Here is a 15,436-nt window from a genome sequence, read left to right as displayed (position 1 = left end):
ATGACCAAATCCTTGTTGATCATCAGCCGCCAGGCGCCCTGGAACGGCCCATCGGCCCGTGAGGCGCTGGACATCGCTTTGGCTGGCGGCGCTTTCGATCTGCCACTGGGCATGCTGTTCCTCGATGACGGCGTGTTCCAGCTCGCCGCGGACCAGCAGCCCAGCGCCGTACAGCAGAAGAACCTGGCCGCCAACTTGCAAGCGCTGCCAATGTTCGGCGTCGAGGAACTGTTTGCCTGCAGCCACAGCCTGGCCCGCCGCGGCCTGGCAGCCGACACCCTGGCGCTGCCGGTGCAAGTGCTCGATGACGCGGCCCTTGCCGCGCTGATCGCCCGTTTCGACCAGGTGGTAACGCTCTGATGACGACCCTGCATGTAATTGCCCACTCCCCGTTTGGCGACGAGCGCCTGGCCAGCTGCCTGCGCCTGCTCGGTACCGACGACGCCCTGCTGCTGTGCGGCGATGCGGTGTACGCCCTGCGCAGCGGCAGCGAGCCGCACCGCCTGCTGCAAGCCGCCGGCCTGGCCCGGCGCCTGTTCGCCCTGGAAGAAGACGTGCAGGCCCGCGCGGTCGCCAACGAACTGGCCAAGGCCGTGGACTACGCCGGGTTTGTCGAACTGTCGCTGCATTACGACAAGGTCAACAGCTGGCTATGAATACCCTCAACGTTGGCGATCAGGCGATCGCCCTGGACAAAGACGGCTTTCTGGTCGACCTGCAAGACTGGTCACCTGCCGCCGCCGAGGCGTTGGCCGCGCGCGAGGGCATCCCGCTGACTGCAGACCACTGGGAAATCCTCGAACTGCTGCGCCAGTTCTACCAGGAATACCAGCTGTCCCCGGCCACGCGCCCGCTGATCAAGTACACGGCCCTCAAACTGGGCGCGGACAAGGGCAATAGCCCGCACCTGAATCGCCTGTTCAACGGCACTCCCGCCAAACTCGCCGCCAAGCTGGCGGGCCTGCCCAAGCCGACCAACTGCATATGACAGAACCTCGCCCGCTTACCCTGGAAACCCCGGCCGAGCACCCGTTCGCCGAGTTCGTACGCATTCTCGGCAAAGGCAAACGCGGCGCGCGCGGCCTGACCCGTGAAGAAGCCCGCACGGCCATGACCCTGCTGCTGGAAGGCAAGGTCGAAGACACCCAGCTCGGTGCCTTCCTCATGCTGCTGCGGCACAAGGAAGAAAGCGCCGAAGAACTGGCCGGCTTCACCGAGGCCCTGCGCGCGCACCTGCAGGCGCCGCGCATCGCCGTGGACCTGGACTGGCCCACTTATGCCGGCAAGAAGCGCCACCTGCCCTGGTACCTGCTGGCCGCCAGGTGCCTGGCCAACAATGGCGTGCGCATCCTGATGCACGGTGGCGGCGCCCACACCGCCGGGCGCATGTACACCGAGCAGTTGCTGCCCCTGCTGGAAATCCCGCTGTGCCGTGACTGGGCTGCGGTCAGCCAGGCCCTGGAGCAGCAGCACCTGGCCTTCTTCCCGCTGCAGGACTGGGCACCACAGTTACAGCGCATGATCGACCTGCGCAACACCCTGGGCCTGCGTTCGCCCATCCATTCGCTGGCCCGGGTGCTTAACCCGCTGGCTGCGCGTTGTGGCCTGCAGAGCATCTTCCACCCCGGTTACCAGGCGGTGCACCGCGAGGCCAGCCGCCTGCTGGGCGACCATGCAGTGGTGATCAAGGGTGATGGCGGCGAGATCGAGGTCAACCCTGATGTCATCAGCCACCTGTACGGCACCACCGCAGGCGAAGCCTGGGACGAGGAATGGCCAGCGCTGAGCGAACGCCGCCACGTGAAGCCGCCAAGCCTGCAGCCTGAGCAATTGCTGGCAGTCTGGCACGGCGAGGCCGAGGACAGCTACGGTGAAATGGCCGTGGTCGCGACCATGGCGTTGGCCCTGCGCAGCTTGGGCCAGGACCGTGAACAGGCTTTCGCCACAGCACGTGGCTACTGGAGTTCACGCAACAAATCGAATAACTAGATAGTAAGATTGCAGTCTTTGCGCTAGTTATTCGAACGATTTTCCCTAGACTGGGCTCCAACGACAGACAACTTTGTTCCGAGGAGCTCACCATGGGCCTTTTGATCGACGGCCGCTGGCATGACCAGTGGTATGAAAACGGCAAGGATGGCACGTTCAAACGCGAAAATGCCCAGCGCCGCAATCAGCTGCCCGCTCCCGAAGCCGGCCGTTACCACCTGTACGTCTCGCTGGCCTGCCCATGGGCGCACCGCACCCTGATCTTCCGTGCCCTCAAGGGCCTGGAGCCCCTGATCGACGTGTCCGTGGTCAGCTGGCTGATGCAGGACCATGGCTGGACTTTCGACCAGCAGCAAGGCTCCAGCGGTGACCACCTCGACGCGTTGCAGTACCTGCACCAGCGCTATACCCAGGATGACCCGCACTACACCGGCCGCGTGACTGTACCGGTGCTGTGGGACAAACAAGAGAAACGCATCGTCAACAACGAGTCGTCGGAGATCATCCGCATCTTCAACAGCGCGTTCAACGAACTGACCGGCAATACGCTGGACCTTTACCCAGAGCCACTACGCCCGACCATAGAGGCGCTGAACGAACGCATCTACCCGGCGGTGAACAATGGTGTGTATCGCGCAGGCTTTGCCACTACGCAGGAAGCCTACGAGGCTGCGTTTGACGATGTGTTCAACGAACTGGACTACCTGGAAGACTTGCTGAGCCGCAATCGCTACCTGGCCGGGGAATACCTGACCGAGGCCGATGTGCGCCTGTTCACTACCTTGGTGCGCTTCGACGCGGTGTACCACGGGCACTTCAAGTGCAACCTGCGCCGCCTGAGCGACTATCGCAACCTGTCGAACTGGCTGCGTGAGCTGTACCAGTGGCCGGGGGTGGCGGGTACAGTGGACATGGAGCATATCCAGAAGCACTACTACATGAGCCACAAGACCATCAACCCGAACGGGATCGTGCCCAAGGGGCCGCTGCAGGACTTCAACCTGCCGCATGATCGGGAGCGGTTGGCAGGCAAGGGGATTTGGCAGGCTTGAGATTGTCGGGGCTGCTTTGCAGCCCATTCGCAGCACAAGGCTGCTCCTACAGGGGATCGCTGTTTGCTGTAGGAGCAGCCTTGTGCTGCGAATGGGCCGCAAAGCGGCCCCAACGATTTCAGCTGTTCTGCGAGCCTTCGAACCAGGCCAGCTTGTCACGCAACTGCACCACTTCCCCGACAATCACCAGGGTCGGCGCATGCACTTCATGCTGGGCCACCAGGTCCGGCAAATCCGCCAGGGTGCCGGTGAACACCCGCTGATTACGCGTAGTCCCCTGCTGCACCAGCGCTGCCGGGGTACTGGCCGCACGGCCATGGCGAATCAACTCGGCACAGATGGTCGGCAAACCCACCAAGCCCATGTAGAACACCAGGGTCTGCGCTGGCGCCACCAGGTCATTCCAGGGCAGGTTGCTGGTGCCATCCTTCAGGTGCCCGGTCACGAAACGCACCGACTGGGCATAGTCACGGTGAGTCAGCGGAATCCCACCATAGGCGGAACACCCACTGGCCGCGGTAATGCCCGGCACCACCTGAAACGGGATGCCATGCTCGGCCAGCTCTTCGATCTCTTCGCCACCCCGCCCGAAGATGAACGGGTCGCCGCCCTTCAGGCGCAGCACACGCTTGCCCTGCCGGGCCAGATCGACCAGCAGGCGGTTGATCTGGTCCTGTGGCACAGCATGGTCGGCGCGGCGTTTGCCCACGTAGATACGCTCGGCATCGCGCCTGCACATCTCGATGATCGCTGGCGCCACCAGGCGGTCGTACAGCACCACGTCGGCCTGCTGCATCAGGCGCAAGGCACGGAAAGTCAGCAAGTCCGGATCGCCCGGGCCCGCACCGACCAAATACACCTCACCGCCCTGCTGCACGGGTGCACCGTCAACCATCGCCTGCAACAGGCGCTCGGCCTCGGCGCCCTGCCCGGCCAGCTGGCGCTCGGCGATCGGCCCCTGGAACACCGTTTCCCAGAAGCCGCGGCGCTGGTTGACGTCCGGGTACAAGGCCTTGACCTTGTCGCGGAAGCGTGCGGCCAGGCCGGCCAGTTCGCCGTAGGCGGACGGGATCCAGGCCTCCAGCTTGGCGCGAATCAAGCGCGCCAGCACTGGGGCATCACCGCCACTGGACACCGCCACCACCAACGGCGAACGGTCGACGATCGCCGGGAAGATCACCGTGCACAGGGCCGGTGCATCCACCACGTTGACCGGCAGGCTCAGCGCCTGCGCATCCGCCGACACCTGGGCATTGAGCCCAGGGTCGTCGGTAGCCGCGATCACCAGCCGGCAACCGACCAGGTCGGCTGCCTGATAGCCGCGAACCAGCACCTCACCGCCACCTTCCCGGGCCAGTGCGGCCAACTGGCCGTCGACATCCGGTGCCACCACGCGCAGCGCGGCGCCGGCATCGGCCAGCAGGCGCGCCTTGCGCAAGGCGATCTCACCGCCGCCAACGACCAGCACGCGGCCGCCCTGCAGCTTGTGGAACAGCGGCAGGTAATCCATTTAGCGGATGACCTCGACGCCGCCCATGTACGGCTTGAGCACTTCCGGCACACGGATCGAACCGTCGGCCTGCTGGTAGTTTTCCAGCACGGCAACCAGGGTACGGCCTACGGCCAGGCCGGAGCCGTTGAGGGTGTGCACCAGCTCTGGCTTGCCGGTTTCCGGGTTACGCCAGCGGGCCTGCATGCGGCGCGCCTGGAAGTCGCCGCAGTTGGAGCACGAGCTGATTTCGCGGTACTTGTCCTGGCTTGGCACCCACACTTCCAGGTCGTAGGTCTTCACCGCGCCAAAGCCCATGTCGCCGGTGCACAGGGCCAGCACGCGGTACGGCAGCTCCAGCAGTTGCAGCACGCGCTCGGCGTTGGCGGTCAGGCCTTCCAGGGCTTCCATCGACTTGGACGGCTCGACGACCTGCACCATCTCGACCTTGTCGAACTGGTGTTGGCGGATCATGCCGCGGGTGTCACGGCCGGAAGCACCGGCTTCGCTGCGGAAGCACGGGGTGTGGGCAACCAGCTTCAGCGGCAGTTGCTTGGCGTCGAGGATTTCACCGGCCACCAGGTTGGTCAGCGACACTTCGGCGGTCGGGATCAGGTAGAAGTCGGCCTCGCCTTCCCGGCTGATCTTGAACAGGTCTTCCTCGAACTTCGGCAACTGGCCGGTACCCTGCAGGGCCGGAGCCTGCACCAGGTACGGGGTGTAGTGTTCCTCGTAGCCGTGCTCGCCGGTGTGCAGGTTGATCATGAACTGCGCCAGGGCGCGGTGCAGGCGGGCGATAGGGCCACGCAACACGGCGAAGCGCGCGCCAGAAAGCTTGGCGGCGGCTTCGAAGTCCAGGCCACCGCTGACTTCACCAAGGGCGACGTGGTCCTTGATTTCGAAGTCGAAGGCCTTCGGCGTGCCCCAACGACGCACCTCGACGTTGTCGTCTTCGCTGGCACCGACCGGTACGCTGGCGTCCGGCAGGTTGGGGATAGTCAGCAGGATGCCGTCCAGCTCGGCCTGGATGCCATCCAGTTCGGTCTTGCCGGCAGCCAGTTCGTTGGCCATGCGCTCGACGTCAGCCATCAGCGGCGCGATGTCTTCGCCCTTGGCCTTGGCCTGGCCGATGGACTTGGAACGGGCGTTACGCTCGGCCTGCAGCTGCTCGGTGCGGGTCTGCACCGCCTTGCGGCGCTCTTCCAGTGATTCGATGCGCGCGACATCCAGGCTGAAGCCACGGGAGGCCAGGCGATCCGCCACTTCCTGAAGTTGGCCGCGTAACAGTTTGGAATCGAGCATATCGTTCTCTCGTTATGTGTAGGTGTTGGTTCAGAATCGGGTCAGGGACAGGCCGACCCAGGTCGCGAGCAGCCCGCCCACCACGCTGATGCCGGTATAGCCCAAAGCCAGGGGCACTTGCCCGCTTTCCAGCAGGCGTACGGTATCCAGCGAAAAGGAGGAAAAAGTCGTCAGGCCACCGAGGAAGCCGACAATCAGCCCGGCGCGCAGTTCTACCGGCACGATCGGCTTGTGCAGGAACAGGCCATAGAGCAGGCCGATCAGCAGGCAGCCAACCAGGTTGACCGCCAGCGTACCGAGATAGAAGTGCCGTGGCCAGTGGGCAGCCACCCAGTTGGTGGTAGCAAAGCGCAACAAGGTACCGGCAATACCGCCCGCGCTGACGGCGGCAATCAGTGCAATCACGGTTTTCTCCGCTGGCGTGGGCTGTTGCGGTCAAGGTCAGCCAGGTGGCGCAGCTTCTCGCCAATCTTCAGCTCCAGGCCTCGGGGCACCGGCTGGTAATACTGGCGCGGCTCGAGTTCCTCGGGGAAGTAGTCTTCGCCAGCGGCATAGGCATCGGGCTCGTCGTGGGCATAGCGGTACTCGTCACCATAGCCCAACTGCTTCATCAGCTTGGTCGGGGCGTTGCGCAGGTGCAGCGGCACTTCCAGCGAACCATGCTCGGCGGCCTCGCGCAGGGCGGCCTTGAAGCCCATGTAGACCGCGTTGCTCTTGGGCGCGCAGGCGAGGTAGGTGATGGCCTGAGCCACCGCCAGTTCGCCCTCGGGGCTACCCAGACGCTCTTGCACATCCCAGGCCGCCAGGCACAGGCTGAGCGCGCGCGGGTCGGCGTTACCGATGTCTTCACTGGCCATGCGCACCACGCGGCGGGCGATGTACAGCGGGTCGCAGCCGCCGTCGAGCATACGCGCAAACCAGTACAGAGCCCCATCGGGGTTGGAGCCACGCACCGATTTGTGCAACGCGGAAATCTGGTCGTAGAACGCCTCGCCACCCTTGTCGAAACGACGGCGGCTGTCACCGAGCAGGCTCTGCAGCATCTCGACGTCGATCTCGCTGCCGTCTTCAGCCAGGTCCGAGGCGTTTTCCAGGAAGTTGAGCATGCGCCGGCCATCGCCATCGGCGGCAGCCATCAGCATCTTGAAAGCATCGTCGCCAACCCGCAGGTTGCGCTTGCCCAGGCCGCGCTCTTCAGTCAGCGCGCGGTTGACCAGCTTGCGCAGCGCCGCCTCGTCCAGGCTCTTGAGCACGTACACCCGCGCCCGCGACAGCAGTGCGTTGTTCAGCTCGAACGACGGGTTTTCGGTGGTGGCGCCGATGAACAGCAGGGTGCCGTCTTCCACATAAGGCAGGAAGGCATCCTGCTGCGACTTGTTGAAGCGGTGCACCTCGTCGACGAACAGGATGGTACGGCGGCCGTACTGGCCAGCCTGCTGCTTGGCCACCTCAACCGCCTGGCGAATCTCCTTCACACCGGCCAGCACCGCCGACACTGTTTCGAAGTGCGCATCGCAGAACTGCGCCAGCAGCCGCGCAAGGGTGGTCTTGCCCACCCCCGGCGGCCCCCAGAAGATCATCGAGTGCAGCGCCCCCTGCTCCAGCGCCTCGCGCAGCGGTTTGCCGCGCGCCAGCAGGTGCTCCTGGCCGACGTACTCGTCCAGGTTGGACGGGCGCAGGCGAGCCGCCAGGGGCTGGGCGACAGGTTCGCTTCGAAACAGGTCCATGGCGAGCTCTGGTTACTCCTTGATGACGTCCGCGCCTTTAGGGATGTCGAACTTGAACTTGCTGTCCGGCACCGCCTGGTTGGCTTTCACGCCATTGAACAGGATGTTGGTGCGCTGGCCGACGCTGTCGATCAGCTGCATGTCGTTGATCAGGCCCTTGCGGAACGACACGCGCAGCGAGTCGAACAGGGTGTCCTTGGTCTTCGGCTTGAGGGTGAAATCCATCACTTCACCCTGCTCCTTCGAACTGATGTCGAAGCTCTGGCTGATCTTCGACACGTCACCGGACAGCAGCAGCGCCGGGGTCTGGTTCAGGCGCTGATCGAGCTTCTTGATGGTGGCCTGTTCCAGATCCGGATCCCACAGTGTGACGTTCTGGCCATCGGAGACTACCACCTGCTCCTGCGGCGCATCGGTGTGCCAGTAGAACAGGCCCGGGCGCTTGACGGTCATCTTGCCGGACGTTTCCTGCAGGCTGGTGCCGCCGGCGTCCAGAGTCAGCTGGGAGAAGTTGGCCTCGATGGTCTGCGACTTTTCCAGCAATTGGGTCAGGCGTTGTACATCTTGCTCACCGGCATAAGCCGAAACAGTGGCCGACACAGAAGCCGCGGCCAGGGCAGAAACCAACAGCATGCGAATCGCGCGCATGGGAGTCCTCATCGAGCGTTGAAAAGGCCGGACGCCACCGTTGGCGCCCGGCAAGGTGTTCATCAGTCGCGCGGGCCACCCGGGGCAATCACTTCCCGCGAGCCGTTGCTGTTCATGGGGGTGACCACGCCGGCCATTTCCATGGCTTCGATCATGCGGGCGGCGCGGTTGTAGCCGATCTTCAGCTTGCGCTGCACCGCCGAGATGGACGCGCGGCGGCTTTCCAGCACGAATTGCACAGCCTCATCATACAGGGCGTCGCTTTCCGAATCTTCGCCATCGCCACCACCACCTCCGCCGCCTTCAAAGCCGCTGCCGGCCTCTTCGACGCCGTTGAGGATGTCGTCGTTGTAGTCCGGAGCGCCGCGTAACTTCCACGCTTCCACCACGCGGTGCACCTCATCGTCGGAGACGAACGCACCGTGTACACGGATCGGCAGGCTGGTGCCAGGCGGCATGTACAGCATGTCACCGTGGCCCAGCAACTGCTCGGCCCCACCCTGGTCGATAATGGTCCTGGAGTCGATCTTGCTCGACACCTGGAACGCCATACGGGTAGGGATGTTGGCCTTGATCAGGCCGGTAATCACGTCCACCGACGGGCGCTGGGTGGCGAGGATCAGGTGGATACCGGCCGCACGTGCCTTCTGGGCGATACGGGCGATCAGTTCCTCGACCTTCTTGCCGACGATCATCATCATGTCGGCGAATTCGTCGACTACCACCACGATGGTCGGCAGGGTTTTCAGCGCAGGCGGCTCGTCGTCCATGCTCTCGCGGCGGTACAGCGGGTCATGGATGATTTCGCCAGCTTCCTGGGCGTCCTTGATCTTGCGGTTGAAGCCAGCCAGGTTACGCACGCCCATGGCCGCCATCAGCTTGTAGCGCCGCTCCATCTCGGCCACGCTCCAGCGCAGGGCGTTGGCGGCGTCCTTCATGTCGGTGACCACCGGGCACAGCAGGTGCGGGATGCCTTCGTAGATCGACAGTTCGAGCATTTTCGGGTCGATCATGATCAGCCGCGCGTCTTCCGGGCTGGACTTGAACAGGATCGACAGGATCATCGCGTTGACACCCACCGACTTACCGGAACCGGTGGTACCGGCTACCAGCAGGTGCGGCATCTTGGCCAGGTCGGTGATCACTGGCTTGCCGCCGATGTCGTGGCCCAGGGCCAGGGTGACAGGCGATTTCTGCTCATCGTACTGCGGCGTGGCCAGCACTTCGGAGAAGCGCACCATCTGCCGGTTTTCGTTGGGAATCTCGATACCCACGGTGGTCTTGCCTGGGATGACCTCGACGACACGCACACTGGTCACCGCCAGCGAACGCGCCAGGTCCTTGGCCAGGTTGGCGATGCGGCTGACCTTCACGCCGGCGGCCGGCTGGATTTCGTAACGGGTAATCACCGGGCCCGGGTGGATCGAGTCCACCGCCACTTCCACGCCGAATTCCTTGAGCTTGATTTCCAGCAGTTGGCCGACACCGGCCAGGGATTCTGGCGAGTACTCGATCTTCTTCTGTTCGGCCGGGTCGAGGATGGAAATCGACGGCAAGGTGCCTTCCACCGCGCTGTCGACGAACAGCGGTGCCTGTTTCTCCTTCATCACCCGCTTGCTCGGCTCCGGCGCCCTGGCCGGTGTCGGTGGCACGATCATCGGGGCCGCGGCAGGTTGCTCGCGGGAGACAATCGGCTCAAGTGGTGCCAGCGACTCGCGTGGTACCACAGGCTCGCGTGACAGGGTGGGCTCGCGGGGTTCGACCGGCTGGGCAGGTGTTTCTTCACGCCTGAAGATGCGCTCGCGCAGCGCCGGCTTGGCCGGCTCACGCTTGTCTGCAGCCACCGGCGCGGCCTTGACCACCACCGGTTCATCCTCGCGCAGCTGCGCTTCCAGGCGCTTGCGCTCGTTGCGTGCTTCCCACCAACGGTTGGCGGCGCCCTGCACCAGCTCGAACAGGTCAAGGGTGATCTTGCCGGTCAGGTCCATCACCTTGAACCACGACAGGTCGGTGAACACGGTCAGGCCGAACAGGAACAGGGCAATGAACATCAGCGTGCTGCCCTGCACGTTCAGCAGGTTGCGCGCCAGGTCGCCCAGGCTCTCGCCCAGTGCACCACCGGCGGAGAACGGCATGCTCGCCGGCGGGTGGAAATGGATATGCGCCAGCGCCGCGCCAGACAGCACCAGGAACACCAGGCCGATCAGCCGCCAGGAAAACAGCCAGCCGCTCCAGTCCCAGGGCTGGTGGCGCTCGCGGAAGATCTGCCAGGTCTTTATCGCCAGCAGCAGCGGGAAGATGTAGGCGAAATACCCCAGCACCATGAACAGGATGTCGGCGAAGTAGGCACCGGCACGCCCGGCGGCGTTCTGCACCTGGTCGACGTTGCTGGTGTGGCTGAAGCCCGGGTCCGACGTGTCGTAGGTCAGCAGCGCCATCCACAGGTACAGGCACAGGGCGCCGACAGCGATCAACGCACCTTCCTTGAGGCGATAATGCAGCTGCTGCCGCCACAGGGGGACGGGCAAGGGAGCTGGAGTTGCGGTGGATTTCTTCAAAACGCGTCTATTCCTGCGCGTGCTGCGCGTCCAATAGTGATCGGCCGACGGTGCGGCCAATGAACCACTACTTTTAACATTACTGCCCGCCCACTGCCATGACGGCACACCGTAAGGAGCTTGAGTGGGGGCGACTTTCGTATACCTGCAATTTGAGCACGCATTGTCTTCTGTGACAAAGGCTTATGCTGTGTTTTTGCACAGGTGTGACAGCAAATGTAGCGGATGGTGCCTGCGGTTTCATGAATGTGTAGGAAATTGCCTATTTTCATCGCCTGTGCCGGCCTCTTCGCGGGCTTGCCCGCTCCCACAGGTATTGCAACACCCCTGAAGGCAGCAGGGCCCCTGTGGGAGCGGGTTCACCCGCGAAGAGGCCACAACCATTGACCCTGCCATGCGCGCAAGCCATGCTGAGCCCTCCCCTCCCCCACCGCACGATAGACCATGCTCACCTGGCTGACCCGCGACTCGCTGACCTTCCCGCCCCTGGAAAAGGCCCTGCACGACCCCAACGGCCTGCTCGCCGCCGGCGGCGACCTGAGCCCCGAGCGCCTCGTACAGGCCTACCGCCATGGCTGCTTCCCGTGGTACCAGGACGGCCAGCCGATTCTCTGGTGGTCACCCGACCCGCGCACGGTGCTGTTCCCGGACCAGCTGCACGTATCGCGTTCGCTGGCCAAGCTGATGCGCCAAGGCCGCTACCAGGTCAGCTTCGACACCGACTTCGACGCCGTCATCGCCGCCTGCGCCGCGCCGCGTGATTACGCCGACGGCACCTGGATCACCGATACCATGCGCGCCGCCTACTGCGAGCTGCACCGGCGCGGCATCGCCCATTCGGTGGAGGTGCGCCAGAACGGCGAACTGGTCGGCGGCCTGTACGGCCTGGCCATGGGCCAGCTGTTCTTCGGCGAGTCGATGTTCAGCCGCGCCGACAACGCCTCCAAGGTCGGCTTCGTGACCCTGGTCAACCACCTGCGCCAGGCCGGTTTCGTCCTCATCGACTGCCAGATGCCGACCAATCACCTGCACAGCCTGGGCGCTCACGCCATCAGCCGTGCCGAGTTCGCCGGCTACCTGGCACGCCACCTCGACCAGCCCAACAGCGCCACTTGGGTTTCCTAGGCGAGTTCCCATAGCTGGCTTACACTTAAAACAAAGTCTCACCGAGGGGGTTGATCATGACAGAGTTGGCGCGGTTGAAGTTCTATGCCACTCAGCCCCACTCCTGCAGTTACCTGCCCGACGAACAGGCAACCACGCTATTCCTCGACCCCAGTCAGCCGATGGATGTGCACGTGTACGCCGATTTGTCGGAAATGGGCTTCCGTCGCAGCGGCGATCACCTGTACCGCCCGCACTGCCAGAACTGCAATGCCTGCGTGCCAGCACGCATCCCGGCTGCGCGCTTCATCCCCAACCGCCAGCAACGGCGCATCCTCAAGCGTAACGCCGATCTGACCGTGACCGCGGCACGCCCGGCATTCAAGGAAGAGTACTTCGAGCTATACCGGCGCTATATCGAAACGCGCCATGCCGACGGTGACATGTACCCGCCCAGCCGCGACCAGTTCTCCACCTTCCTGGTACGCGACCTGCCGTTCTGCTGGTTCTACGAGTTCCGCCTGGAAGGCCGCTTGATGGCGGTAGCGGTATGCGACCTGCTGCCCAACGGCCTGTCGGCGGTATACACCTTCTACGAGCCGGACGAAGAACGCCGCAGCCTGGGCCGCTTCGCCATCCTCTGGCAGATCACCGAAGCCCTGCGCCAGAACCTGGAGGCGGTCTACCTGGGTTACTGGATCAAGAACTGCAAGAAAATGAACTACAAGACGCAGTATCGGCCTATCGAGCTGTTGATAAATCAGCGCTGGGTCACCCTCAACTGAAAGGCATTGGCTTGATACACAGTTTTCGGGCATAATCCACGCCACTTTTTTGCCCGGTGCGGTTATGCGTCGGGCCAACACTGGATCCGAGGGCTCTACTGCATGTCGAAAGAAGACAGCTTCGAAATGGAAGGTACTGTCGTCGACACCCTGCCCAACACCATGTTCCGCGTGGAGTTGGAAAACGGGCACGTCGTAACCGCGCACATCTCCGGAAAAATGCGCAAGAACTACATCCGTATTCTCACTGGCGACAAGGTCCGCGTCGAGCTGACGCCCTACGACCTGAGCAAGGGCCGCATCACCTACCGTGCGCGCTAAGCTCAAGCCATGAAAAAGCCCGGCCATGTGCCGGGCTTTTTTGTACCTGTCAGATTGCAGGGGCTGCGTAGCAGCCCTGTGGGAGCGGGTTCACCCGCGAAGAGCCCAACGCGATGGATGGCACCGGCTGCGCCGGTGTTCGCGGCTAAAGCCGCTCCCACAGGTACAGCCCTGCCCCGTTTTCACGCAACCTCGGCCGTCGTCTCGAAGTCGAACACCAGCTCGCCATCACGCAGGTCGACATGCACCACGCCACCATGCTCGGCCAGTTCGCCAAACAGGATCTCCTCGGCCAGCGGCCGCTTGATCTTGTCCTGGATCAGCCGCGCCATCGGCCGTGCACCCATCTGCACGTCGTAGCCCGAGGCCGCCAGCCAGCCACGTGCATCATCGCTGACTTCCAGCAGCACACGCTTGTCTTCCAGCTGCGCCTGCAGTTCGATAAGGAACTTGTCGACGATGCTTTTGATCGTCTCGTGGCTCAGGCGGCCGAACTGGATGATGGTATCCAGGCGGTTGCGGAACTCCGGCGTGAAGCTCTTGCGGATGACTTCCATGGCATCGGACGCATGGTCCTGATGGGTGAAGCCGATCGACGCCCGTGCGGCGGTTTCTGCGCCCGCGTTGGTGGTCATTATCAGGATCACGTTACGGAAGTCGGCCTTGCGCCCGTTGTTGTCGGTCAGGGTGCCGTGATCCATCACCTGCAGCAGCAGGTTGAAGACTTCCGGGTGAGCCTTCTCGATTTCGTCGAGCAGCAATACGCAGTGCGGTTGCTTGGTGATCGCCTCGGTCAGCAAACCACCCTGATCGAAGCCAACATAACCAGGAGGCGCACCAATCAGGCGCGACACAGTGTGGCGCTCCATGTACTCGGACATGTCGAAGCGCACCAGCTCAACACCCAGTGCCTTGGCCAGCTGCCGCGCTGCTTCGGTCTTGCCGACGCCGGTCGGGCCGGCAAACAGGAACGAACCGACGGGCTTGTCTGGCGACTTGAGGCCGGCACGGGACAGCTTGATGGCGGTGGCCAGCGAATCGATCGCCTGGTCCTGACCAAATACAGTCAGCTTCAGGTCACGCTCGAGGTTACGCAGCAGCTCCTTGTCGGAACTGGTGACATGCTTCGGCGGAATCCGCGCGATCTTGGCAACGATGTCTTCGACCTGCGGCACGTCGATGCGCTTGACGCGGTTGGCCTCCGGCTGCAGGCGCTGGTACGCACCGGCTTCGTCGATCACGTCAATGGCCTTGTCCGGCATGTGCCGATCATTGATGTAGCGCGAGGCCAGTTCAGCGGCGGCGCGCAGGGCTTCGTCGCTGTACTCGATGTTGTGGTGGCTTTCGAAGCGCCCTTTCAGGCCACGCAGGATGCCCACGGTGTCTTCGACCGACGGCTCGCTGACATCGACCTTCTGGAAGCGCCGCGCCAGGGCACGGTCCTTCTCGAAGATGCCGCGGAACTCCTGGAAGGTGGTCGAGCCGATGCAACGAATTTCACCGGAAGACAGCAGTGGCTTGAGCAGGTTGGAGGCATCCATCACCCCGCCCGAAGCCGCACCGGCACCGATGATGGTGTGGATTTCGTCGATGAACAGGATAGCCTGCGGGCGCTTGCGCAGCTCGCCCAGCAGCGCCTTGAAGCGCTTCTCGAAGTCGCCGCGGTATTTGGTACCGGCCAACAGGGCGCCAAGGTCGAGGGAATACACCACGCTCTGCGCCAGCAGGTCAGGCACCTGGCCATCGACGATTCGCTTGGCCAGGCCTTCTGCAATGGCCGTCTTGCCCACGCCAGCCTCACCCACCAGCAGCGGGTTGTTCTTGCGCCGACGGGCGAGGATCTGCGCCACGCGCTCCACTTCCTGCTCGCGGCCTACCAGCGGGTCGATACGGCCGGCACGGGCCAGTTCGTTCAGGTTGCTGGCATAGGCATCCAGCGGGTTGCTCGAAGAGGCGGTATCGCCGCCCTCTTCGTCCTGCATTTCCTGGTCGCTTTCGGAATGCGAACCATGGCCTGGCACCTTGGAGATGCCATGGGCAATGTAGTTGACCACGTCGATGCGGGCCACGCTCTGCTGCTTGAGCAGGAACACGGCCTGGCTTTCCTGTTCGCTGAAGATCGCCACCAGCACGTTGGCGCCGGTGACTTCACGCTTGCCGGAGCTTTGCACGTGGAACACGGCACGCTGCAGCACACGCTGGAAGCCCAGGGTCGGCTGGGTTTCGCGGTCTTCGTCGTTGACCGGGATCAGGGGTGTGGTGGAATCGATGAACTCTTGCAGGTCGTGCTTGAGCTTGTCGAGATTGGCGCCACAGGCGCGCAGAACGGTCGCGGCAGCCTCATTGTCAAGGAGTGCCAGCAGCAGATGCTCGACGGTCATGAACTCATGACGCTTCGAACGAGCCTCCTTGAAGGCAAGATTGAGGGTGACTTCGAGCTCGCGGTTTAACATAGCTTCAC

At 63.6% G+C, this 15,436-nt stretch carries 15 protein-coding genes; 8 read left to right on the top strand and 7 right to left on the bottom strand.

What is annotated here, in order from left to right; translation table 11 throughout:
* From tusC to CAY82_RS04045, 5 genes are all read left to right on the top strand, one after another.
* Positions 1-360: a sulfurtransferase complex subunit TusC gene (gene tusC / locus CAY82_RS04065; protein ID WP_087500038.1), complete on the top strand. Its 360-nt coding sequence runs from the start codon at positions 1-3 to the stop codon at positions 358-360.
* The gene (tusB, locus tag CAY82_RS04060) at positions 360-656 is read left to right on the top strand and encodes a sulfurtransferase complex subunit TusB (protein WP_087500037.1); all 297 of its coding nucleotides are present in this window, start codon (positions 360-362) and stop codon (positions 654-656) included. Before tusC ends, tusB begins: the two co-directional genes overlap by 1 nt.
* Positions 653-988, top strand: a complete 336-nt coding sequence (locus CAY82_RS04055) for a TusE/DsrC/DsvC family sulfur relay protein (protein WP_087500036.1) — start codon at positions 653-655, stop codon at positions 986-988. Before tusB ends, CAY82_RS04055 begins: the two co-directional genes overlap by 4 nt.
* Positions 985-1,989 carry a glycosyl transferase family protein gene (locus CAY82_RS04050; protein ID WP_087500035.1) on the top strand — a complete coding sequence of 335 codons (1,005 nt, stop codon included), beginning with the start codon at positions 985-987 and terminating at the stop codon, positions 1,987-1,989. Before CAY82_RS04055 ends, CAY82_RS04050 begins: the two co-directional genes overlap by 4 nt.
* Positions 1,990-2,081: 92 nt before the next feature.
* On the top strand, positions 2,082-3,041 hold the full coding sequence (locus CAY82_RS04045) for a glutathione S-transferase family protein (protein WP_087500034.1): 960 nt from the start codon (positions 2,082-2,084) through the stop codon (positions 3,039-3,041).
* A gap of 118 nt (positions 3,042-3,159) precedes the next feature.
* Here CAY82_RS04045 and cysG read toward each other — a convergent pair whose 3' ends face one another.
* From cysG to CAY82_RS04015, 6 genes are all read right to left on the bottom strand, one after another.
* Entirely contained in the window at positions 3,160-4,551 is a 1,392-nt protein-coding gene (cysG, locus tag CAY82_RS04040) for a siroheme synthase CysG (RefSeq protein ID WP_087500033.1), read from the bottom strand.
* Positions 4,552-5,832, bottom strand: coding sequence for a serine--tRNA ligase (gene serS / locus CAY82_RS04035; RefSeq protein ID WP_025339770.1), 1,281 nt, complete (start codon positions 5,830-5,832; stop codon positions 4,552-4,554).
* Between the two features lie 30 nt (positions 5,833-5,862).
* On the bottom strand, positions 5,863-6,237 hold the full coding sequence (gene crcB / locus CAY82_RS04030) for a fluoride efflux transporter CrcB (protein ID WP_087500032.1): 375 nt from the start codon (positions 6,235-6,237) through the stop codon (positions 5,863-5,865).
* A complete protein-coding gene (locus tag CAY82_RS04025; RefSeq protein ID WP_087500031.1) occupies positions 6,234-7,559 on the bottom strand; it encodes a replication-associated recombination protein A in 1,326 nt (441 codons plus the stop codon). Before CAY82_RS04025 ends, crcB begins: the two co-directional genes overlap by 4 nt.
* Positions 7,560-7,571: 12 nt before the next feature.
* Positions 7,572-8,207, bottom strand: a complete 636-nt coding sequence (lolA, locus tag CAY82_RS04020) for an outer membrane lipoprotein chaperone LolA (RefSeq protein WP_087500030.1) — start codon at positions 8,205-8,207, stop codon at positions 7,572-7,574.
* Between the two features lie 62 nt (positions 8,208-8,269).
* Complete coding sequence (locus CAY82_RS04015; protein ID WP_170931021.1) at positions 8,270-10,765, bottom strand: DNA translocase FtsK; 2,496 nt, start codon at positions 10,763-10,765, stop codon at positions 8,270-8,272.
* A gap of 444 nt (positions 10,766-11,209) precedes the next feature.
* On the opposite strand from CAY82_RS04015, the gene aat reads away from it, so the two are divergent.
* The 3 genes from aat to infA all read left to right on the top strand — a co-directional run bounded on the left by aat (position 11,210) and on the right by infA (position 12,975).
* Entirely contained in the window at positions 11,210-11,890 is a 681-nt protein-coding gene (aat, locus tag CAY82_RS04010; RefSeq protein ID WP_087500028.1) for a leucyl/phenylalanyl-tRNA--protein transferase, read from the top strand.
* A 56-nt stretch (positions 11,891-11,946) separates the two neighbouring features.
* Positions 11,947-12,654 (top strand): arginyltransferase, encoded by a 708-nt coding sequence (locus CAY82_RS04005; RefSeq protein ID WP_063913066.1) that lies wholly within the window; start codon positions 11,947-11,949, stop codon positions 12,652-12,654.
* Between the two features lie 102 nt (positions 12,655-12,756).
* Positions 12,757-12,975, top strand: a complete 219-nt coding sequence (infA, locus tag CAY82_RS04000) for a translation initiation factor IF-1 (protein ID WP_002553999.1) — start codon at positions 12,757-12,759, stop codon at positions 12,973-12,975.
* Between the two features lie 182 nt (positions 12,976-13,157).
* On the opposite strand, the gene clpA is transcribed toward infA, so the two are convergent.
* Positions 13,158-15,428, bottom strand: a complete 2,271-nt coding sequence (gene clpA, locus CAY82_RS03995) for an ATP-dependent Clp protease ATP-binding subunit ClpA (protein ID WP_013973289.1) — start codon at positions 15,426-15,428, stop codon at positions 13,158-13,160.
* Positions 15,429-15,436 lie beyond the last annotated feature (8 nt).

Origin of the sequence: Pseudomonas sp. SID14000, assembly GCF_002165135.1 — a bacterium.
Classification (GTDB): domain Bacteria; phylum Pseudomonadota; class Gammaproteobacteria; order Pseudomonadales; family Pseudomonadaceae; genus Aquipseudomonas.
Note: the sequence above shows the minus strand (reverse complement) of the source record. Positions and strands in the feature narration are given on the sequence as shown.

Bases quoted from the DNA above. Each gene is read 5' to 3' on its own strand.
- CAY82_RS04055 (WP_087500036.1), top strand. From the start codon at position 653: ATGAATACCCTCAACGTTGGCGATCAGGCGATCGCCCTGGACAAAGAC.
- serS (WP_025339770.1), bottom strand. From the start codon at position 5,832: ATGCTCGATTCCAAACTGTTACGCGGCCAACTTCAGGAAGTGGCGGAT.
- infA (WP_002553999.1), top strand. From the start codon at position 12,757: ATGTCGAAAGAAGACAGCTTCGAAATGGAAGGTACTGTCGTCGACACC.
- cysG (WP_087500033.1), bottom strand. From the start codon at position 4,551: ATGGATTACCTGCCGCTGTTCCACAAGCTGCAGGGCGGCCGCGTGCTG.
- CAY82_RS04005 (WP_063913066.1), top strand. From the start codon at position 11,947: ATGACAGAGTTGGCGCGGTTGAAGTTCTATGCCACTCAGCCCCACTCC.
- aat (WP_087500028.1), top strand. From the start codon at position 11,210: ATGCTCACCTGGCTGACCCGCGACTCGCTGACCTTCCCGCCCCTGGAA.
- CAY82_RS04045 (WP_087500034.1), top strand. From the start codon at position 2,082: ATGGGCCTTTTGATCGACGGCCGCTGGCATGACCAGTGGTATGAAAAC.
- CAY82_RS04025 (WP_087500031.1), bottom strand. From the start codon at position 7,559: ATGGACCTGTTTCGAAGCGAACCTGTCGCCCAGCCCCTGGCGGCTCGC.
- tusB (WP_087500037.1), top strand. From the start codon at position 360: ATGACGACCCTGCATGTAATTGCCCACTCCCCGTTTGGCGACGAGCGC.
- tusC (WP_087500038.1), top strand. From the start codon at position 1: ATGACCAAATCCTTGTTGATCATCAGCCGCCAGGCGCCCTGGAACGGC.
- CAY82_RS04050 (WP_087500035.1), top strand. From the start codon at position 985: ATGACAGAACCTCGCCCGCTTACCCTGGAAACCCCGGCCGAGCACCCG.
- lolA (WP_087500030.1), bottom strand. From the start codon at position 8,207: ATGCGCGCGATTCGCATGCTGTTGGTTTCTGCCCTGGCCGCGGCTTCT.
- clpA (WP_013973289.1), bottom strand. From the start codon at position 15,428: ATGTTAAACCGCGAGCTCGAAGTCACCCTCAATCTTGCCTTCAAGGAG.